The 19,551-nt window shown below is 43.7% G+C and carries 21 protein-coding genes; 10 read left to right on the forward strand and 11 right to left on the reverse strand.

The window, feature by feature from the left end; all coding sequences use genetic code 11:
* Positions 1-64 precede the first annotated feature (64 nt).
* Both BS636_RS09040 and sdsA read right to left on the reverse strand, forming a co-directional pair.
* Positions 65-2,107: a site-specific recombinase gene (locus tag BS636_RS09040; RefSeq protein WP_099338455.1), complete on the reverse strand. Its 2,043-nt coding sequence runs from the start codon at positions 2,105-2,107 to the stop codon at positions 65-67.
* Between the two features lie 15 nt (positions 2,108-2,122).
* Positions 2,123-3,100, reverse strand: coding sequence for an All-trans-nonaprenyl-diphosphate synthase (sdsA, locus tag BS636_RS09045; protein WP_099338456.1), 978 nt, complete (start codon positions 3,098-3,100; stop codon positions 2,123-2,125).
* A 456-nt stretch (positions 3,101-3,556) separates the two neighbouring features.
* On the opposite strand from sdsA, the gene rplU reads away from it, so the two are divergent.
* From rplU to BS636_RS09085, 8 genes are all read left to right on the forward strand, one after another.
* A complete protein-coding gene (gene rplU / locus BS636_RS09050; RefSeq protein ID WP_004814860.1) occupies positions 3,557-3,868 on the forward strand; it encodes a 50S ribosomal protein L21 in 312 nt (103 codons plus the stop codon).
* A gap of 19 nt (positions 3,869-3,887) precedes the next feature.
* Positions 3,888-4,142, forward strand: a complete 255-nt coding sequence (rpmA, locus tag BS636_RS09055) for a 50S ribosomal protein L27 (protein ID WP_004784896.1) — start codon at positions 3,888-3,890, stop codon at positions 4,140-4,142.
* Between the two features lie 240 nt (positions 4,143-4,382).
* Positions 4,383-5,075, forward strand: coding sequence for an outer membrane lipoprotein chaperone LolA (gene lolA / locus BS636_RS09060; protein ID WP_099338457.1), 693 nt, complete (start codon positions 4,383-4,385; stop codon positions 5,073-5,075).
* A 176-nt stretch (positions 5,076-5,251) separates the two neighbouring features.
* Positions 5,252-6,028, forward strand: coding sequence for an RsiV family protein (locus tag BS636_RS09065; protein ID WP_099338458.1), 777 nt, complete (start codon positions 5,252-5,254; stop codon positions 6,026-6,028).
* A gap of 100 nt (positions 6,029-6,128) precedes the next feature.
* Positions 6,129-7,400, forward strand: a complete 1,272-nt coding sequence (gene serS, locus BS636_RS09070; protein WP_099338459.1) for a serine--tRNA ligase — start codon at positions 6,129-6,131, stop codon at positions 7,398-7,400.
* Between the two features lie 71 nt (positions 7,401-7,471).
* On the forward strand, positions 7,472-8,845 hold the full coding sequence (gene cysG, locus BS636_RS09075; RefSeq protein ID WP_099338460.1) for a siroheme synthase CysG: 1,374 nt from the start codon (positions 7,472-7,474) through the stop codon (positions 8,843-8,845).
* A 34-nt stretch (positions 8,846-8,879) separates the two neighbouring features.
* On the forward strand, positions 8,880-9,356 hold the full coding sequence (locus BS636_RS09080; RefSeq protein ID WP_099338461.1) for a tRNA (cytidine(34)-2'-O)-methyltransferase: 477 nt from the start codon (positions 8,880-8,882) through the stop codon (positions 9,354-9,356).
* A 182-nt stretch (positions 9,357-9,538) separates the two neighbouring features.
* Positions 9,539-9,928 (forward strand): hypothetical protein, encoded by a 390-nt coding sequence (locus BS636_RS09085; protein WP_099339638.1) that lies wholly within the window; start codon positions 9,539-9,541, stop codon positions 9,926-9,928.
* A gap of 84 nt (positions 9,929-10,012) precedes the next feature.
* Here the strand turns inward: BS636_RS09085 and BS636_RS09090 are convergent, their stop codons facing one another.
* From BS636_RS09090 to rpoD, 6 genes are all read right to left on the reverse strand, one after another.
* Positions 10,013-11,401 (reverse strand): APC family permease, encoded by a 1,389-nt coding sequence (locus tag BS636_RS09090; RefSeq protein WP_099338462.1) that lies wholly within the window; start codon positions 11,399-11,401, stop codon positions 10,013-10,015.
* Between the two features lie 268 nt (positions 11,402-11,669).
* On the reverse strand, positions 11,670-12,854 hold the full coding sequence (locus tag BS636_RS09095) for an iron-containing alcohol dehydrogenase (RefSeq protein WP_099338463.1): 1,185 nt from the start codon (positions 12,852-12,854) through the stop codon (positions 11,670-11,672).
* A 1-nt stretch (position 12,855) separates the two neighbouring features.
* Positions 12,856-13,389 (reverse strand): hypothetical protein, encoded by a 534-nt coding sequence (locus tag BS636_RS09100; RefSeq protein ID WP_099338464.1) that lies wholly within the window; start codon positions 13,387-13,389, stop codon positions 12,856-12,858.
* 75 nt (positions 13,390-13,464) lie between these two features.
* Entirely contained in the window at positions 13,465-14,124 is a 660-nt protein-coding gene (gene lipB / locus BS636_RS09105) for a lipoyl(octanoyl) transferase LipB (protein ID WP_099338465.1), read from the reverse strand.
* A 157-nt stretch (positions 14,125-14,281) separates the two neighbouring features.
* Positions 14,282-14,569 (reverse strand): YbeD family protein, encoded by a 288-nt coding sequence (locus BS636_RS09110; protein WP_099338466.1) that lies wholly within the window; start codon positions 14,567-14,569, stop codon positions 14,282-14,284.
* Between the two features lie 110 nt (positions 14,570-14,679).
* Positions 14,680-16,566, reverse strand: coding sequence for an RNA polymerase sigma factor RpoD (rpoD, locus tag BS636_RS09115; RefSeq protein WP_099338467.1), 1,887 nt, complete (start codon positions 16,564-16,566; stop codon positions 14,680-14,682).
* A 398-nt stretch (positions 16,567-16,964) separates the two neighbouring features.
* Here rpoD and BS636_RS09120 point away from each other — a divergent pair, with 398 nt between their 5' ends.
* Positions 16,965-17,171 (forward strand): PA3496 family putative envelope integrity protein, encoded by a 207-nt coding sequence (locus tag BS636_RS09120; protein ID WP_004814888.1) that lies wholly within the window; start codon positions 16,965-16,967, stop codon positions 17,169-17,171.
* Positions 17,172-17,243: 72 nt separating this feature from the next.
* Complete coding sequence (locus BS636_RS09125) at positions 17,244-17,768, forward strand: YecA family protein (RefSeq protein ID WP_099338468.1); 525 nt, start codon at positions 17,244-17,246, stop codon at positions 17,766-17,768.
* Between the two features lie 80 nt (positions 17,769-17,848).
* Here the strand turns inward: BS636_RS09125 and BS636_RS09130 are convergent, their stop codons facing one another.
* The 3 genes from BS636_RS09130 to BS636_RS09140 all read right to left on the reverse strand — a co-directional run bounded on the left by BS636_RS09130 (position 17,849) and on the right by BS636_RS09140 (position 19,539).
* Complete coding sequence (locus BS636_RS09130; RefSeq protein ID WP_099338469.1) at positions 17,849-18,286, reverse strand: ABZJ_00895 family protein; 438 nt, start codon at positions 18,284-18,286, stop codon at positions 17,849-17,851.
* 183 nt (positions 18,287-18,469) lie between these two features.
* Entirely contained in the window at positions 18,470-18,892 is a 423-nt protein-coding gene (locus tag BS636_RS09135) for an ABZJ_00895 family protein (protein WP_099338470.1), read from the reverse strand.
* A gap of 29 nt (positions 18,893-18,921) precedes the next feature.
* Complete coding sequence (locus tag BS636_RS09140) at positions 18,922-19,539, reverse strand: DedA family protein (RefSeq protein WP_099338471.1); 618 nt, start codon at positions 19,537-19,539, stop codon at positions 18,922-18,924.
* Between the last annotated feature and the right edge of the window lie 12 nt (positions 19,540-19,551).

Consider the following 19,551-nt stretch of genomic DNA (forward strand, 5'->3'; position numbering starts at 1 on the left):
TTAAACAAAATCCATATTTTTATTAGGTAATTCTGTTGATAAATCACCCAGAATTGTCTCAGCTTCAACCTTTGCTGGTTGTATGATTTTCGTCAATATCAACATCTTGCTTCGGTGGCCAGAAGAAATCGCTTGGTCGCGTCAGGAAATGGGTCATGACTAATTTAGCCAATGGCTTCCATTGTTCGAAACGCACCCGACGCGCACGTAATGCCACAATAATGGTCAGGCTAAAGCTGACGAACAAGTTGGTCAGGCCAATCAGTAACACACCCAGGAATGACACCACAATCAAGCCAATATCTGGGCCATTAATATTCATCAGACCTTGAATAAAGTTGGCTGAAGCAAAGGCAATATGGCGGATATCCAACGGTAGACCGAGGATATAACCAATGGTACCCATACTGCCGAGCATAATCCCGAAAATAAAGTTACCGCCTAAGGCTCCGAGATTACGTTCCATATATTCGGCAAAACGATTTAAGCGCTCTTGTCCCATCAGGGTCGCCAGACGGGCATGAGCTCTAAGACGTGGCCCGACCTTACGGTACACTGCCATATTGTCAAAATAACCAGCCAGTAAGCCAGACAGGAATAGACAAACTCCAGCAATCGCAGCATGTGGAATCGCCAATGATGTAAACGGATTCAGGTCATGTAAGGTCTTGGCAGCCTTGGCATGATTCATTAACGGTTCATGCAGTGCCGCATCCCACATAAAGGTCAGCAAAGCCGCAACTGGAATGGCAATGGAAATATTCCCGAGGATTGCTACAAACTGGGTCCGGATAATATTTACGATCAGCGCAGCCAGTTCAGCAATCTGGGCGGTTTTAGAGCCTTTGCGCTGCTGTACGGTAGAGGCCAGTGCAGCTGCGGTCATGGCAGGCTGTTTGGTCGCAACAGTAAAATGCAGCACATGAATCAGCATAAAGCCCAGCGAGTAATTCATGCTGTAGCTAAAGGCCTGCATCAACGGTGCCATCGTCAAGCGAGTCATTAATACCTTCAGGGAAGCCATGATGGCAATAATGACCCCAGCACCGGCGGCTGCCTTATACATGTCCAGGAAGCCCTGCTTATCGGTACTTACATAATGCTCACCAGTTTTGGAAGCATTTTCAGTCACCTGTAAAGCCAGAAGTTCACTGTTGGTTGCCAGCAGGGAACGGACACTACGTTCACTATAAAGCGCTTCAGTAATATCAACCAGAAAATGTCCCATAGACTGATAACGCAACTGGTCATCATCCATGATCATATTCAGCAGAATTTCAATTCGTTCTAAACACTGTTCCAAGAGTGCCAGCATGTAAGTCAGGCTGACACTAACACCAATGCGTTTGGTCGAGCGGCGAATCTTTGCTACCACATCATGACATTGTTCCAGCATTACCATGGCCTGAGAGGCATCGGGTGGCAGGATGGAATCAACCAGCTCTACATTATTAAAGCGCTTTTTATATTCCTGAATAAACTCATTGATTTCACGGTTCTGAATCAGAAAAGGCGATTCATATTCCATCAGTTCAGGTTGGGCATTAATAAATTCAGGATGCAGACCGATACCACTGATCCGATAAGACAGAATAGTCAGTGCCTTGATCAGCTCATCTTTAATCCGGGTTTTTTCAGGCTGATTAGAATGGCCCTGATTCATGACGCTAAATAGACGCAACCAGTCTTCATCAGCCAGATAATCCAGCCAGTAACGGTCACTGCGTTCATGAAAAATGCGGCGCATGAGTTCCTGCAGGCTTTTCTCATCCGGAATCATCGGCAGAATATGGGCGCCAATACGCTGATTCAGCTGATTCCAGAAACCATCTAAGGACAAAATACCTGTATCAGAAAATAGGCTGGTCTGTTTGTAGCGGTTAATCACCCGCAGCACAAAAGTCTGCAAGGTAGAAACCGCATTCGGTGTGATCAATAATGACTGTAAAAATGCCTGAAATTTTTCTTCGATTTCTTCGGTATTCTTGCTGTCTTTTGGTCGTATACGATCAACGAGTTCAATTAACAGGTTTTCATCCAACTTAGCTTGAGGCTGCTCAAGCTGTTGCTGCATGCTTTGGAAAATATCGAGAAACTTAATATGCATAGGCGAGTTGGAGATCTATTGAATGCGATGAAGCGCAAGTTTGGCCAAGTTAATCAGCGCCTGACGGTATTCAGAATCCGGAAGCTGATCCAGTGCAGTAATCGCAGCTTCGGTTTCTTCAGTCGCACGCTGACGGCAATAATCCAGAGCACCGGAGGCATTAACAATACGAATCACCTGTTCAAGATGTTCAGTACCGCCCGTCGCGATGCTCTTACGCACAATCTCGAAGTCATCCCCAGAGGTATTTTTCAGTGCAGCAATCAATGGCAGGGTCGGTTTACCTTCCATCAGGTCATCGCCAATGTTCTTGCCCAGTGTTTCTGCATCTGAAGTGTAATCCAGAATATCGTCAATGATCTGGAAAGCATTACCAAAATGACCGGCAAAGATTCGTAGCGGTGCACGGTATTCTTCTTTACCCGATAGAATCGCAGCACCTTCAGTCGCCAGTTCAAACAGGCGCGAAGTTTTGCCATGAATAATATTTAAATACGTTTCTTCAGTGGTTTCAGGCTGATGTTGCGACTGTAACTGCAACACTTCACCTTCGGCAATTTCACAAGTACCGGTTGAGAAGTCTTTCAGCAATACCATGTTGTTCAGATCGACCAGCAGGTCAAAGGCACGAGAGATCAGGAAGTCACCAACGAGTACCGCGGTCTGGTTGTTCCAGGTCGCATTTGCCGTTGGACGGCCACGACGTAAACCAGATTCATCCACGACATCGTCATGTACCAGCGTTGCGGTATGCAGCATTTCAATAATGGCTGCCAGTTTACGATGCTGATCCAGATCATCTGCACCACAGGCTTTGGCTGCAAGTAAGCACATAATCGGGCGCATACGTTTGCCGCCGGCTTCAACCACATGCTTGCTGACCGCCATGACTAAGGCAACTTTTGAAGTAATCCCCTCATTAATGAATGTGTCCATCGCAGCAAAGTCGTGTGCCACAGGAGCGAGAATATCTTGCTTAAAGTCGATGGTCATGTGAAAGGAAACCTCTAGTTTGGTAAATCTCAAGTGGGTAGTTTAACAATTTATAACATCCAAGAAACATAAGAAACGTACAAACTCCACTAAAAATCAGCTTTTTATGAAGAATATATTCCATCCAGCCCGATTCAGGTGGCTGACTGTACTTGATCGATTTACCTCTACGGATCATGTACTCCGAAATTTGTGGCTCAGTATACTACTCAAAAATAGCCGTCTTGCTCTGTTGATTTTTGTAGCAAAAATTTGCATGAGTATCTGATTTTACTAAAATTAGTATAATCTCAAAGAGATGGATAAATGCGTTCATCAATATTTCTATAAAATGGCTTGTCGTTTCTCCGAATATCCCTTAAAATCTTTGCCCTTGTATAACCCCCAGTGGCGTACGTTTTAAGACCGGTATATCCCTTTATCGGCACGACGACACGGGCATATTTGGAGTACATTATGTACGCAGTAATCCAAAGCGGTGGTAAACAGCACCGTGTAGTTGAGGGTGAAACCCTTAAAGTTGAATTATTGAAAGCTGAAACTGGCGCAACTGTTACTTTTGATGACGTGTTGATGCTTGTAAACGGTGAAAGCATTCAAATCGGTGCTCCAGTGGTAGCTGGCGCTAAAGTAACTGCAGAAGTAGTTAGCCATGGTCGTCACGACAAAATCCGCATCATCAAAATGCGTCGTCGTAAGCACTACCGTAAACAACAAGGTCACCGTCAATGGTTCACCGAGTTGAAAATTACTAGCATTTCAGGCTAATTACTAGGAGTAATGAGACATGGCAACTAAAAAAGCCGGTGGTTCGACTAAGAACGGTCGTGATTCGAATCCTAAGATGTTAGGTGTTAAAGTTTACGGTGGTCAAACTGTAACTGCAGGTAACATCATCGTTCGTCAACGTGGTACTGAATTCCACGCTGGCCAAAACGTAGGTATGGGCCGTGACCATACACTATTTGCTACTGCTGATGGCGTAGTAAAATTCGAAGTGAAAGGCCAATTCGGTCGTCGCTACGTATCTGTTGAAGCATAATCTGCTGAGATAGAAAAAAGCCCACAGATTCTGTGGGTTTTTTTATGCTTGAAGATTGATATTTCGGTCTAAAAATATGGTTGAAGAATGAACATTTATCTTCATCATGATGAACATAAACTAGAATTCTGCATTAATAACAATACAAAACTTCTTATTTTCTATCATCTTAGTTTTAGAAATTGGTTTAAGATGAGTCCTTAGATAAATAGCGATATGCAAATACAAAAAGGTGAGATTATGAATATGCTTCGTAAAACTGTATGTGCCATAACAATCGGTGCGGCGACACTGGCACCTGTCATGAGTACGACTGTATTTGCCGCAACTGCAGCGACGGAGCAGCAAGCCACTACGAATCTGGTGAAACAGCTCAGCAATATTCGTAGCTTAACTGCAAACTTTGAGCAAACTACCAAGATTACCAATCCTAAAGCAACTCAGAAAAAAGGTTTAAGTGCCCAGCACATGAACCAGACTTTCCGTGGTGTGATGAAAGTGCAGCGTCCGGGTAAATTCTATTGGGAAACGACTGCACCTTCGAAACAAACTATTGCTACAACAGGTAAAACTGTCTGGATCTATGACCCAGACTTGCAGCAAGCAGTCCGTCAGAGCTTGGATGAGCAGGTAGCCAATACACCAGCATTATTATTGTCTGGTAATACCAATCAGATCATGCAGTCTTATCGTGTGACTCAGCCGAATAAAGGCAAGACCTATTACAAGCTGTTCCCGAAAGCGAGCGATGGTGTCTTTGAAAGTCTGACTATTAGTTTTGGCGCGAATAAAGCACCGAGTCTAATGATTCTAGAAGATTCATTGGGTCAAACCACCTATATCAACTTTAGTAATGTGAAAGTGAATGCCAGCATTCCGGCATCTACTTTTAATTTCACACCGCCTAAAGGCACAGACATTATTGATCAGTAAGGTTAAAACCTGACTGAATAAAAGGCAGCTAACGAAGCTGCCTTTTTTATTGTTCTTATAGGAGGAAATACTGATTTAGAAGGATCTTCAGCTATCTACACGTATCAATCTATCTAGGGACTTTGTATAGTAAGGCTATCTACTTATTAAAAACTGTAAAAGTGTAGGATTTCAGGATGAAGATGCAGCAATTTAAACCTTTACTTCTCGCAACGCTGGTTGGGATGGGTATAGGCGGATTGTTTGGTTGTCAGCAGCAAGAAGAACCGCAAGCGAGTACAGCGGTCGAGCAGAAACAGGACGCGATTCCGCTGATTCAGGCGAAAACTGTGCCGATCAAGAATGCTAAAAATTTATCTTGTGAAAAAGAAGGCTGCACCCGTTTTGATCTGCAAACTGTAGAAACGAATGTTTCCTGGATCGATCATTATTTTCAGGAGCGTCTGCAACGTGCTGAACCAGTTGCTTTTTCTCAGCCACAAGGTGGAGAAAAAACAGCTGAAGAGCAGGAGCTGAGTAGCGTAGAGCAACGCTCTATGACGATTAATTTTATTGGTCAGCGTCATAATCTGGCGACTTTTGTGATCAAGAGCTATAGCTTTAAAACCGGTGCAGAGCATAGCCTGTACCATACCGAATATGTCAATCTGGATCTTGATCAGAAAAAGCGCATTGCTTTACAAGATATTTTGCAAAAAGGTACAGAACAGCAGCTGCTAGATGCCTTGTATGAATCAAACATGGTGTGGCTCAATACCCAGGGTGTGAGCAAAGATCAGTTAAAACTCAGTGATAATTTCTACTTTGGTGCTAATGGTTTGGTACTTGTGTATCCACTCTATGAGCTAGCCGATTATGCTGTGGGCATGCCTGAACTGAAAATTCCCTATGCAGACTTGAGCAAGCTGATCAAGCCGGAATATTTATCGGGATTGGCAGCGACAACCCCTTAAATATTGTGCTAATAAGGCTCAGCCATCTACCAGGTCACTGTATTTTTTGCCGTTAAGAGCTTACACTATAGCCAGTTTTTTTCTTATCTAAAGATTGGCTATGATCGACCCGAAATTACTCAGAAATAATATTGAGGCTGTAAATTTAGCCTTGGCAAAACGTGGTGTTCAACTGAATGTCGAAGAGTGGGCATCACTTGAAGCTCGCCGTAAAGAAATTCAGTCCAAAACTGAATCGCTACAGGCTGAGCGTAATGCGGGTGCGAAACAAGTTGGCCAAATCAAAAAAGCCGGTGGTGATGCGTCTGAAATCATGGCACGCATGTCTGCGATTGGCGATGAGATCAAGGCTGCTGAAGCTGCACTGGCTGAACTGCAAGCGGAACTTGAAGAAAAATCATTGTCTATTCCTAACCTTCCAGATGAATCTGTTCCTGAAGGCAAAGATGAAAATGACAACGTAGAAATCCTGAAATGGGGCACACCACGTACATTTGATTTCGAAATCAAAGACCATACTGACCTGGGCGAAATGATGGGTGGTCTGGAATTTGAAACAGCGACTAAATTAACCGGTTCCCGTTTCAGCGTCCTAAAAGGTCCATTAGCACGTCTGCAACGTGCGATTACCCAGTTCATGCTGGATACGCATACCACTAAAAATGGTTATACCGAAGCGTATGTGCCTTACTTGGTAAATGCTGATTCTCTACGTGGTACAGGTCAGTTACCAAAATTTGAAGAAGACCTGTTCAAACTGCAAGGCGAAAAAGAATTTTATCTGATTCCAACAGCCGAAGTACCAGTAACCAACTTCGTACGTGATGAAATCATCGATGCGGATCGTTTGCCACTGAAATATGCAGCGCATACGCCATGTTTCCGTAGTGAAGCAGGATCTTATGGTCGTGACACCCGTGGTCTGATTCGTCAGCACCAGTTTGACAAAGTTGAGATGGTTCAGATCGTTAAGCCTGAAGATTCTATGCAGGCACTTGAAGACTTAACCGGTCACGCTGAAGGCATCTTGCAAGCACTAGGTCTGCCATACCGTAAGATCATTTTGTGTGGTGGTGACATGGGCTTTGGTTCAACCAAGACTTATGACTTAGAAGTGTGGGTGCCAAGCCAAAATACGTATCGTGAAATTTCTTCATGTTCAAACATGGGTGATTTCCAGGCACGCCGTATGAAAGCGCGTTACCGTGCTGACCAGAAGAAAACTGAATTCGTACATACATTGAATGGTTCAGGCCTGGCAGTGGGTCGTACTTTATTGGCTGTGATGGAAAACTACCAACGTGCTGATGGTTCAATTGAGATTCCTGAAGTATTACGTCCATACATGGGTGGTGCAACTTACATCGACTAAAAATCGATGTGTGCACCAAAATGTGCATGAAAATTGCTTAGACAGTCAGATCTTAATATTTGAGGCTTTTCGTGGATATTTTCCCAATCTCGTTAAAGTTGCAGCAGCAACCTTGTCTGATTGTCGGTGGTGGACATATTGCTTACCGCAAGGCGGTACTTTTGCAGAAAGCAGGCGCAGTCATTTCGGTGATTGCACCTGAAATTGAAGCAGGTCTGCTTGAGATTGTTCAAGCGACCGCCGGTCAATATGTTCAGGCACCTTTCAATCCTGAAATTCCATTACGTTCTTACCGTCTGGTGATTGCAGCAACCAATGATGCTGCGGTCAATCGTCAGGTCTTTGAAGACTGTGAAGCTGAAAATGTGCTGGTCAACAGTGTTGATGATCCGCCACATTGCCGTTTCATGGTACCCGCGATTATCGATCGTTCACCGCTGATTATTTCAGTCGCCAGCAACGGCACTTCACCAGTATTATCCCGTCAGATTCGTACCCAGCTGGAAGCCACTATTCCACATGGTATGGGTAAACTGGCTGAGTTCTCAGGTAAATGGCGTAGTGCAGTTAAAGCCAAGATTAGTAATCCCGATGAACGCCGTATCTTCTGGGAAGACTTGTATGCCAGTCCACTGAAAGAACAGGTATTCAATGACAACCTGGCTGAAGCCGACCGTCTGATTGAGCAAGCCCTGAATGAATGGCAAAAACCGAAAGGTGAAGTCTATCTGGTTGGTGCTGGTCCCGGTGATCCAGAATTGCTGACGCTGAAAGCCTTACGCTTAATGCAACAGGCTGATGTGGTGATTTACGATCGTCTGGTCTCTGCACCAATCATGGAATTATGTCGCCGGGATGCAGAGAAGATCTATGTTGGTAAGGCTCGCTCGAATCATGCTGTGCCCCAAGAAGGGATTAATGCTTTATTGGTAAAATATGCCAGCGAAGGTAAACGTGTCTGTCGTCTAAAAGGCGGTGATCCGTTTATCTTTGGTCGTGGTGGTGAAGAGATTGAAGAGCTGTTCGCTGCTGGCGTGGCTTTTCAGGTCGTGCCTGGCATTACTGCAGCTTCAGGCTGTTCAGCTTATGCTGGTATTCCATTGACTCACCGTGATTATGCACAAAGTGTACGTTTCCTGACTGGGCATTTAAAGGAAGGTTCACCTGAGTTGCCTTGGAATGAACTGGTCTATGAAAACCAGACGCTAGTGCTGTATATGGGTCTAGTTGGACTAGAAAAAATCTGTGCTCAACTGATTGCTCACGGTCAACGTCCAGATATGCCAGTCGCTTTGGTATCAAAAGGCACCACACCAGAGCAAAAAGTCGTGGTCGGAACGCTCCAAGATATTGCATCTAAAGTATCCGAGCACCATATTCAGGCACCAACCTTGACCATTATTGGTGAAGTGGTGCGTTTACGTGAAAAACTTCAGTGGTCGTAAACGACTACTGAACTCCCAAAAGTAGAGAAAAGCTGTGATCCATGTTGTTTTATATGAGCCTGAAATTCCTGCCAATACAGGTAATATTATTCGCCTATGCGCAAATACGGGAGCACAGTTGCATTTGGTCAAGCCGCTTGGCTTTGAGCTGGATGACAAAAAGCTAAAACGTGCAGGTCTGGATTACCATGAATATGCCCATATGCAAATCTGGGAAAATATCGAGGAATGTCTGGCGGATTTGGCTTCTAAAGGTGTGGGTACAGATGCGGTTTATCCGCTAACCACCAAAGGTTTTGAAACCCCGCATACTTCGGATTTAAACCGCTCTGTAGCATTATTGATGGGGCCAGAAACACGTGGCCTGCCAGAAAATGTGCGGATGATGTTTCCAAAAGAACACTGGATTCGTCTGCCAATGGCTGAGAATTCACGTAGCTTAAATCTGTCTAATGCGACAGCGGTAATTGTTTATGAAGCATGGCGTCAGCAGGGTTTCAAACCACTTTAACTGACTCCTTTATTTATTTTTAAAGAAAGCTGCCATCAGGCGGCTTTTTTTAATTTATGTAACAGAAAAGGCTCTTCATTTTATCTTTCAGCTGATCTTCGCTATAACAAAGCTAAGTACTTTATAAAAAGGAAGATAAATTGCAAAAAAAATGGATCACAGCAAGTTGTGCAGCTTTATTAATGTTCAGTGTATCAAGTCAGGCACAGGAAGAACCGCAACAGCCGGCAGAAGAAGTCAAACCACTCATCCAAGAAGAAATTAAGCAAGGTATGGCAGAGATGCAGCAACGACTGAATGACCGCATTGAAGCTTGGGGTAAAACTTTAACCAAAGAGGATTTCGAATGGAGCTGGCGAGGACGAATCCTGAATCAACCGAAACGTCAGGAAGTCTGTAATATCTTTCAGGGTGTGGTCAATGAAACCTATCGCCTAGCTGTGCAGAACAAGGCGCGCTTGAGTCCAGAAAGTCAGGAAGTATTAAAGGACCGTAATGTCTTTATTGAACGGCTAGGCTATAAGGACAATATTGTCGATACCCGTATGGGATTTAACTGTCGTCTAAAATAATTTTGAACTGAGCTAAAATACTAATGGATGAGGAATAAAAAAGGCGCACAAGGCGCCTTTTTCAAGTCTGAACAATTCAAAGAATTATTCAAACTCGTTATGTTGTGGAGCAGGGTGCTTAAAGCCCTTAGTTTTGTAGCCTAAGTACAGGATACCGAACATTGCCCACCATAAACCGTATTTCAGTGCAGTTTCTTCAATTTCTAGCCACATTGCAAAGATACTGAAGAAGCCTAAAAGTGGAATCACCACGAAGCTGAAAATATCTTTCGCTGTTTTAGTACGGCCATCACGCAATGCATAACGTGAAATCACCGACAGGTTTACGAAAGTAAATGCAGTCAAGGCACCGAAACTGATCATTGAAATCACGATATCAAGATCCATAAAACCAGCAGTTAGGGCAACCGCACCCACAATCATAATATTGTATGAAGGCGTAAAGTTACGTGGGCTGATATGACCAAAGATTTTCTTGTTGATCACACCATCACGACCCATGACATACATCAGACGTGATACGCCTGCGTGTGCAGAGATACCAGACGCCATTACTGTCACGATTGCGAAAGCAAGTACATAAGACTGGAACAGTGAACCACCGACTAACAGCAGAATTTCTGGCTGAGTTTCGGCAATATTCTCGAAGTAAGAACCCGGTGCAGATGGGAAATACAACTGCATGAAGTAAGTACTGATAATGAAAATCACACCGGCGATTAAAGCAGTCAAGAAAATTGCTTTAGGCAGGGTTTTTTCAGTATCTTTTGTTTCTTCAGCCAGAGAACTTAAAGAGTCAAAACCGGTGAACGAGAAGCATAGTAAGGTTGCACCTGTGACCAGAGCACCGACTGAAGTCAGCTCATTCCAGAAAGGTTCCAGACTCCATAACTGATAACGCTGTTCAGCAGTAATTGGACCGTCGGCATTGAAACCAGCCTGTAGCTTGGTAAATACCATCCAGGTAAAGATACCAATCACCAGCAACTGGATGAACACGATCATACTGTTGAAGTTTGCAACAAAACGCGCGCCACGCAGGTTGATCCCTGTCATGAAAGCGGTCAATACAATCACCCAGACCCAGTGGTTTACAGCCGGGAACAGTGCTTCCAGGTAAATCACGGCCAGGATGATGTTCACCATAGGCGACAACAGGTAGTCTAACCAGGAAGACCAACCCACCATAAAGCCAAGATTCGGGTGAATAGATTTTTGGGCATAGGTATACGCCGAACCCGAAGAAGGGTAGCGACGGATCATGTGACCATAGCTGATCGATGTAAACAAAATTGCAACCAGGGCAATAATGTAAGACGTAGGAACATGCAAATGACTTTCTTCAGATACCAGGCCAAAAGTATCAAATAATGTCATTGGTTGAATATAAGCTAAACCAATAATAATGATGTGCCAGAGTCCCAGCGTTTTTTGCAGTTTAGCTGCCGATTGAGTCCCAGAGAAATTTGTCAACGGCGTTATCCTCTTAATCGTTGATCAAGGATCAGTCATATTTATAAGGATCGTTTGAGACGAACGATCCCCCCTACAAATTAAGCAAAAGCGCGCCAATCTACTCTAGAATGAACATTTTTGCTAGCAATTTTTTTGAGATTACTACAGCATGAAATATGCCAAAGTGATCATAATTTTTGGGCGTCTTTTCATGCAAGATAAAAGCCTGATGCTTAAAAAAACATCAGGCCCTAAATTTTCGCTATATTGGCTTATTTTTCAAGAATTACCAAGCTTTTTTTAAGATCGATTTCAAATCTTCCAGGGTAGCTTCTTTCGGGTTGTAAATGATGGAACCATCATTTAATGCCTTCTCGGCAACTTCATCCAGTTGCGCTTCAGAAACCTTACCTGTTTCACTTAATGTACGCGGTAATTTGGTCAGCGCATAAATACGGTCTCGCATTGCCAGAATTGTCGCAATTGCTTTATCAGCACGCAGATGACCCGGTGTTTGTGCATAGATATCTGGACCGGCCAATGGCAATAATAGGTCTGCGATCTTGCCACCATTTACTTCCTTGTTATATTCCAGTACATAAGGCAGGAACAGGTTCATACATAGTCCATGTGGCAAATGAGCCACTGCACCTAGCGCGTGTCCAAGAGAATGCACCAGACCAACCATAGAATTCGAGAAAGCAATACCTGCCATGGTAGACGCTTGAGCGAGTTCCAAACGACCCTGAGCATCAGATGGATTATCGAGAACCTTGAATAAGTTTTCGCTAACTTTCTTCACCGCTGCTATGGCATAGGCATCAGAAATCGGATTGGCTGCCATACAGGTATAAGCTTCTACCGCATGTGTCATCGCATCCATTGCAGTCATTGCAGTGAGGTGTGGCGGCAAAGTCTGGGTCATACGTGGATCCAGAATCGCAGCATGCGGCATCAGGTAATAAGATGCGAATGGCATTTTCAGGTTCTTTTCAGTATCTGATACGACTGCAACCATGGTCACTTCAGAACCAGTACCCGATGTAGTTGGAATCACAAAAAATGGCTTTAAAGGTTTTGGCAGGTTATGTGCACCTGAATATTTCAGCAGGTCATCGCCACCTTCGGAGACCAAAATATTAGTTGCTTTTGAAGTATCGATCACTGAACCACCACCGATGGCAATAATCGCGTCACAGTTATTGTCACGATACAGCTGTGCAGCACGACGTACCGTACCTAAACTTGAGTCTGGCGGTACATCATCAAAAATCGCTGCAATCTCTGCATCGGTGGATTCAAAAGCCGCTTCGATTGGAGCAAGCAGATTATTGGCACGTACGCCTTTATCAGTAATGATCAGCGGACGTTTAGCACCTAAAGTCGAAAGTTCAAATGGAATATGTTCGAGCGCAGCATGACCTGCAATCACCTTGACTGGGCAGAAAAACTCATAATAAGGCTTGGTCATGTTAGGCACTCCGTTTCAAATAAGATTGAGCAATTTTTAAATAGATGCTGCTTGCTTCAGTTAATTTTTCTTTCAGGCTGAGATTGCTTGGATATTCTTTCACTGCCAGTTGTGCGACCAATTTCGGCAAAATCAAGGATTCCATTTTATTCAGGCAACGTACCAGACGGATGGCATAAGAAATATCACCATCGGCAATCATACGGTCATGGGCAAAGGCCTGTGAGGTACTTTCCTGGAAAGAAAACACCAAGAAGGCATGATGCAGATGCTTAAAGGTAATCGTCAGGTCAGGCACAGTGTCCATCGACTTTACGAGTTCGAGTCGCTTATCTTCAGTGACCCGGGCAATGAATGCCGGGCCGTGGGGGAAAACTTTCATAGAAAGACTGAAATTCGCCGGAAACTGGGCAACTTCCTTTTTGATTTCCTCATCGACCTGGCTTGCCATGACCAAGCCTCTGCCAATCACATCCATCATGAGTTTGACATAGGCTTGTTGCAAAGCAGGTTTAACGGATTTAGTTGCAATCACGTGATGATCCCTACCTGGAATATTATTGGTTTAGAGTAATTACTCTAATTTATTTATTATTGAAATGCAAAGGCTTTATCTTTGCTCGACACTCACGTCCTTAAAGTAACCGCTGCTGGTTAAAGTTTCAATAATTTGCACACACAAGTCAGCAAATTTTGGCGGGTTACTCACCAGGTCATTAATCCGTACCATTTCCAGTCCAGCATAGCCACATGGGTTAATGGTATGGAAGCCGGTCAGGTCACAGTCAATATTTAAAGATAGGCCATGATAACTGCGACCTTTACGGATCTTAAAGCCGAGCGAACCAATCTTGCGTTCATTGACATAGACACCCGGTGCATCCGGTTTGGCATAGGCTTCAATGCCATACTTTTTGAGTAGCTCAATCATCAGGTTTTCGGCGTAGGAAACAAGGGTACGCACATTCCAACCGAGACGATTCAAGTCAAACATAAAATAAGCAACGAGTTGACCTGGGCCATGCCAAGTCACCTGACCACCGCGATCGGTCTGAATCACCGGAATATTGGATGGAATCAGGATATGTTCCGGCTTGCCCGCTTGGCCCTGAGTCAGTACATCATGATGCTGCAAAATCCACAGCTCATCCGGGGTGTTTTCATCACGGTTTTCAGTCAGGGCTTTCATTTCCAGAAAGCGGTCTTCGTAGGGAGTCAAGTCGTTATATTGACGAATAATCAGGGAAGGTTTTTGAACCGCATCTGTCACAGTGTGCGTCCTTGAAAAGATTAAAAAGTACTGTCAATAATTATAATGATTTCAAGCCGCGATGGGGGGCGTGATTCATAATAATTGTCTAGGACGAATTTTCAGGTATAAAAAAACACGCCCTAAAGCGTGTTTCTTATTTGTAGCCTGAGCTGTCTTAAAGCGCAGTCTTGATCAATGGGCAAGCAGCCAGATCAGCATAAACAGCGTGTACTTGTTCAAGTTCAAGAAAACGTAACTGTGCAGTAATCGAGTGATATTTACCAGTACGTGATGGAGTAATGCTTACGCTATCACCATCAAATTCAGGAAAGTGTTTGGTAAAAATATCAACCACAGCGGTCAGCAGCTCTTCGCCAGCCAAGCCAATGAGTTTGATCGGGTAATCCATCGGGAAAACCCAAAGATCTTCGCGGAGTTCACGAGATGGTGTACGGTCTAACATGTAGTCCCCCTATTCGAAACGCCTGCATGAGCGCAGGCGTTTGGGTCTGTCTGGATACCTAAATGGAGACTTTTAACTGAAATTCAAGTCTCCATCTATTGTATCAAATCTTAGTCATTTTCAAGGAATGAACGCAGGTGTTCAGAACGAGAAGGATGACGTAATTTACGCAATGCTTTCGCTTCAATCTGACGGATACGTTCACGAGTTACGTCGAACTGTTTACCTACTTCTTCCAAAGTATGATCCGTTGGCATATCGATACCGAAACGCATTTTCAGGACTTTCGCTTCACGTTCAGTCAAGTTTTCTAGGACTTCACGCGTCGCTTCTTTCAGACCTTCTGAAGTTGCAGCATCAACAGGAGAGGTGATGTTGCTGTCTTCAATGAAGTCACCCAAATGCGAATCTTCATCATCACCGATTGGAGTTTCCATCGAAATCGGTTCTTTCGCGATTTTAAGTACTTTACGAACCTTCACTTCGTCCATTTCCAGACGTTCGCCCAGTTCTTCCGGAGTAGGTTCACGACCCATTTCCTGAAGTAATTGACGAGATACACGGTTGATCTTGTTAATCGTTTCGATCATGTGTACTGGAATACGGATGGTACGTGCCTGATCCGCGATTGAACGGGTAATTGCCTGACGAATCCACCAGGTAGCATAAGTCGAGAACTTGTAACCACGACGGTATTCAAATTTATCAACCGCTTTCATCAGACCGATGTTACCTTCCTGAATCAGATCCAGGAACTGCAAGCCACGGTTGGTGTATTTTTTCGCAATCGAAATTACCAGACGTAAGTTCGCTTCCACCATTTCTTTCTTGGCACGACGTGCTTTCGCTTCACCCACCGCCATACGTTTAGCGATGTCTTTGATGTCACGAACTTTCAGATCAAGCTCTTTTTCGATGTCGGCAATTTTTTGCTGGAATGCCAACACGTCAGGACGTACTTTTTCTAAATAGCCTTTTTGATCAGCAGGTGCTTTCGCGATTTGCTCATCCAACCAGGCTGGATTCGATTCCTGACCTGGGAAAGAAGTACGGAACTGGGTACGATCCATACGACCACGACGCACTGCATAACGCATCACTTCACGTTCTGCACCACGGATCTGGTCATGTGTGCCACGAATCATTTCAGAAATGATATCGAACAGACGCGGTGTGAATTTGAACATCATGAACACAGTCGCCAAAGCTTGTAGTGCGTCTTCTGCTTCTTTGCTGTTGCGACCATGCTTTTCGATTACAGCTTTGGTATTTTTCCAGGCATCTGACAGTTCAGCAAAACGCACTTTAGCGATTTCTGGATCTGGACCTGAGTCACCTTCAGAATCGTCATCACTGTCAGACTCTTCTTCATCTTCCTCATCATCCAGTTTTACATCTTTGGTTGACTTGGTCGTTGCTTCTTCGTCTTCTTCGATTTCAGCGACTTCTTCCAGTACTTCTGGAATTTCTTCATCTGATTCAGGGTCTAGGTAACCTGACAGAAGGTCAGCAAGGCGGCGTTCGCCCGCTTCATAATCTTTGTATTCTTGGAGTACAACTTCTACAGCATTCGGCCAGTAAGCAATTGAGTGAAGAACGTCACGGATCCCTTCTTCAATACGTTTCGCAATGCTGATTTCGCCTTCACGCGTTAACAGTTCAACGGTACCCATTTCACGCATATACATACGCACAGGGTCAGTTGTACGACCTGGCTCATTTTCTACAGATGCAAGTACTGCTGCAGCTTCTTCTTCTGCAACTTCATCGGCAGCTTCTGCAGTGTCCTCAAACATCGTATCATCAGATTCAGGCGCGCGATCATGTACCGGAATGCCGACGTCATTCAGCATCTGAATGATATCTTCAATCTGTTCGCTTTCTGTGATCGAGTCTGGGAGATGATCGTTAACCTCAGCGAAGGTTAAATAACCTTGTTCTTTGCCTCGGCTAATCAGAGCCGCTACTTGTGAAGTAGGGGAAGTCATATCGCTCATCTTTGCTTACTCTTCGTTGAATCTGTGACAGTAAAAAATCGTACAGTAATGCACGACTTAAGCTCATTAAATTTAGTGAATAGCCTACATATTTCATCAGAATATTCAGCAGTGAAGCTGTCTGATAAAATATTTAAAATGAAATTCAGTAATTTAAGATGGGGATGAATTTGTTATTTTCAAGTCCAGCCCCGGCGTATCTGTAGTTGACCAAAAAATGTGTAGTCAAAAAACATAAGGACGCAGGGTGGATTATATCATGCCACACAATGTACTTAGAAAAAAAGCCCTATTTACAAATTTAAAATACTAAAATTTAAATAAAACTTGACAAGTTTTTTTAGGCAAGATAAATAGCGCTCAGGACCCTTTACATTTTTCACAATGAGGTAGTTTTAGTGTCTTCTACAGATTTTGAACTAGATGATAACTACGGTGATGATGATGTCAGCTTCGATGAGGCTTCTAGCAAGCTCAGCGCAAAAGAGTCGTTGGAAAAACGTCGTTTAATTGATGACTTGTTGACTCAACGCCGCCTTGAGCGCGAACTCAAAGATTTTGACTACGACTTCGACGATGACGATGACTTCGACGACGAAGATTAAGCAATTCGGATTTAGTGTGGCTTGAATAAATGCTATGCTAGGCCTTTCGGAATTTCTAAGTTTGGATATTAGATGAGTGCTTTAGATTTAGACCTGTTGAGTGACTATCTGGATGGCGACCAAAATGAGTATGGTCTGGATTTCGCAGCAACTCACGGTTTCCTGTGTGCGATTGCAGTAGGTCCGCAGTTTGACAAATGGCTGGATGAGCTTTTTGATAACAATCAGAAAAAAGTTCCAGCGGCAATCATCGAACAGGTTAAAGCATGGCTGGAGTCTATCCGTCAAAGTTTGGCCAATGAAGAAGGCATCACTTTCCCGTTTGCAATCGAGGAAGCGGATACCGAATCAAGTCTTGGTGACTGGAGCGTGGGCTTTGTTGATGCCATGTTCCTAAACGAAGAAGCATGGTTTGCAGAAGAATTTGAAGAACAACTGGTAGATTTAACCCTGCCAATCATGGTCTTCAGTGGAATTGATGAAGAAGACCCACAAATGGAAACTTTCCGTCGCAATGGCCAGTTAATGGACGAGCTTGCGGAAGAAATTCCAGAAAATCTGAATGAATTGTACCTGATGTATCACACACCAGATTAATTCTCCCCAATAAAAAAAGCACCTTCGGGTGCTTTTTTTATCTCTGCTTTTTATATTAAGTGCTTTGACCTAAACAGCGATTACTTCGCCTGCTTTTTAGCTTCCGGACCTTTAAGCGCACTTTTGCTCATCCAGCCGAAACATAAGGCAAGAACAACATATTGAATCGCTAAACCTAGTAGTAATACGATGACCCAGATGCCGACAGGTAAAGATTCCAGCATATCGAGGATGATTTCCCGTTCTTCTGAAATACCTAATATAGATAGGGATAGGATCAGGCTAATCAGTACGCTAATACCGATACAGCCCCACACTAACTGTTTTTTCTCGGTAGCAGTTGGCAGGCGCTGCTGATCTTGAACAAATTTGATTGCTGCTGCCGTACCTGCACCGAATAATGCCGGAATAGCTATACTGCTGCCTGGTAGGTCGATAAATATACTTAATCCGGCAACAATCAGAATTGCGACCAGATAAACCATGGTGAAATAGCCTAAATATTTTTTAATCATCATTCTTATCTCGAGTATGGTTTTTATTTTTGTTGCTTGTATGGTGAAGAAAGAGAAATGCTATACCAGCAAGTTTCCTTATTTTAATAATTTGATTAAATATTAATCAATATAAATAATTGAAAATATGAAGAATGTCACGTGAAGCATGAAGGGTTCACGTGACTTAGTTGAACTACACTGAATTTAAGCGTGTTTCTTTGGCAGTTTATCCAGGCTATAGCGGCTATAACCCTGATAGGCAATATGGAACAGGCCAGCATGTAAGGCAATCAAGGCAGCGACAATGAAGGAATTCGGACCGCGACCAGTATAGTTTATCCGGCGCAGAATCTCTTCAGTATAAGGATGCAACCAGATCATCACAAAGATAAAAATAAAGCCGAGGGTCATAGCGATAATGGTAGAACCCCAGACCAGTGTCTTCTTCTCTTCGGGAGTAGGTAAGCGCAATTCCTGATGTACAAAATGCCGAGCACTCAAGAAAGCCGCTGCAATGAGAGCAGGGATGAAGATAATGGCACCGAGGTTTAACCAGTACACAATCATACCAACCAAAACCAGCAAGGCAAAATAAACGGCTGCAAAATATTTAAGATAATGCGACATCGTTTTAGCCTCCTAAACAGGACTTATGTTCAGGATGGACGATTTTTGCGCTGATGTCTACGGTAGAGTACCCAGCCGATAATAATCGCTACAATTGCAATAATGATGTAACTGACCTTACTAAAAATCTGGTGCATCAGTTCCTGATTTTCACCAAAATAAAATCCGACACAAGCCAGGAAAGTGGTCCAGATTATTGTTCCCAAGCTGCTATAGAACATGAATTTCCAGAAAGGCATACGGCTCATTCCCGCAGGAATACTGATTAGAGAACGAACTGCTGGAATCATACGTCCAGCAAAAACAATACGATGGCCATACTGCTCGAACCATTCTAAGGATTTCTTCACATCATCAGATTTAATAAATAGATACTTACCATAGCGGTCGACAAATCTGAAAATCGATTCGTGGCTAAATTTATAACCAATCCAATAGAGTAAGGCGGCAGCAACCAGAGAACCAATACAGCCAGCAACGATTACACCAACCAGTATTAATTGGCCTTGGGAAGCGGAATAGCCCGCAGAGGGCATGATGATTTCAGAGGGAATAGGAGGGAAGACATTGTCGAGGAACATGAGCAGGGCAATGCCCCAATAGCCCAGCTGTTCCATAATAGAAATAATCCATTCAGTCAGATTCATAAGCAGCAGTTG

It is taken from the genome of Acinetobacter sp. LoGeW2-3 (assembly GCF_002688565.1).
In the GTDB taxonomy this organism is placed as follows: domain Bacteria; phylum Pseudomonadota; class Gammaproteobacteria; order Pseudomonadales; family Moraxellaceae; genus Acinetobacter.

Bases quoted from the DNA above. Each gene is read 5' to 3' on its own strand.
- BS636_RS09125 (WP_099338468.1), top strand. From the start codon at position 17,244: ATGAGTGCTTTAGATTTAGACCTGTTGAGTGACTATCTGGATGGCGAC.
- BS636_RS09040 (WP_099338455.1), bottom strand. From the start codon at position 2,107: ATGCATATTAAGTTTCTCGATATTTTCCAAAGCATGCAGCAACAGCTT.
- rpoD (WP_099338467.1), bottom strand. From the start codon at position 16,566: ATGAGCGATATGACTTCCCCTACTTCACAAGTAGCGGCTCTGATTAGC.
- BS636_RS09095 (WP_099338463.1), bottom strand. From the start codon at position 12,854: ATGACCAAGCCTTATTATGAGTTTTTCTGCCCAGTCAAGGTGATTGCA.
- BS636_RS09085 (WP_099339638.1), top strand. From the start codon at position 9,539: ATGTTCAGTGTATCAAGTCAGGCACAGGAAGAACCGCAACAGCCGGCA.
- BS636_RS09130 (WP_099338469.1), bottom strand. From the start codon at position 18,286: ATGATGATTAAAAAATATTTAGGCTATTTCACCATGGTTTATCTGGTC.
- rpmA (WP_004784896.1), top strand. From the start codon at position 3,888: ATGGCAACTAAAAAAGCCGGTGGTTCGACTAAGAACGGTCGTGATTCG.
- BS636_RS09065 (WP_099338458.1), top strand. From the start codon at position 5,252: ATGAAGATGCAGCAATTTAAACCTTTACTTCTCGCAACGCTGGTTGGG.
- rplU (WP_004814860.1), top strand. From the start codon at position 3,557: ATGTACGCAGTAATCCAAAGCGGTGGTAAACAGCACCGTGTAGTTGAG.
- BS636_RS09110 (WP_099338466.1), bottom strand. From the start codon at position 14,569: ATGTTAGACCGTACACCATCTCGTGAACTCCGCGAAGATCTTTGGGTT.
- BS636_RS09140 (WP_099338471.1), bottom strand. From the start codon at position 19,539: ATGAATCTGACTGAATGGATTATTTCTATTATGGAACAGCTGGGCTAT.
- sdsA (WP_099338456.1), bottom strand. From the start codon at position 3,100: ATGACCATCGACTTTAAGCAAGATATTCTCGCTCCTGTGGCACACGAC.
- BS636_RS09135 (WP_099338470.1), bottom strand. From the start codon at position 18,892: ATGTCGCATTATCTTAAATATTTTGCAGCCGTTTATTTTGCCTTGCTG.
- serS (WP_099338459.1), top strand. From the start codon at position 6,129: ATGATCGACCCGAAATTACTCAGAAATAATATTGAGGCTGTAAATTTA.
- lolA (WP_099338457.1), top strand. From the start codon at position 4,383: ATGAATATGCTTCGTAAAACTGTATGTGCCATAACAATCGGTGCGGCG.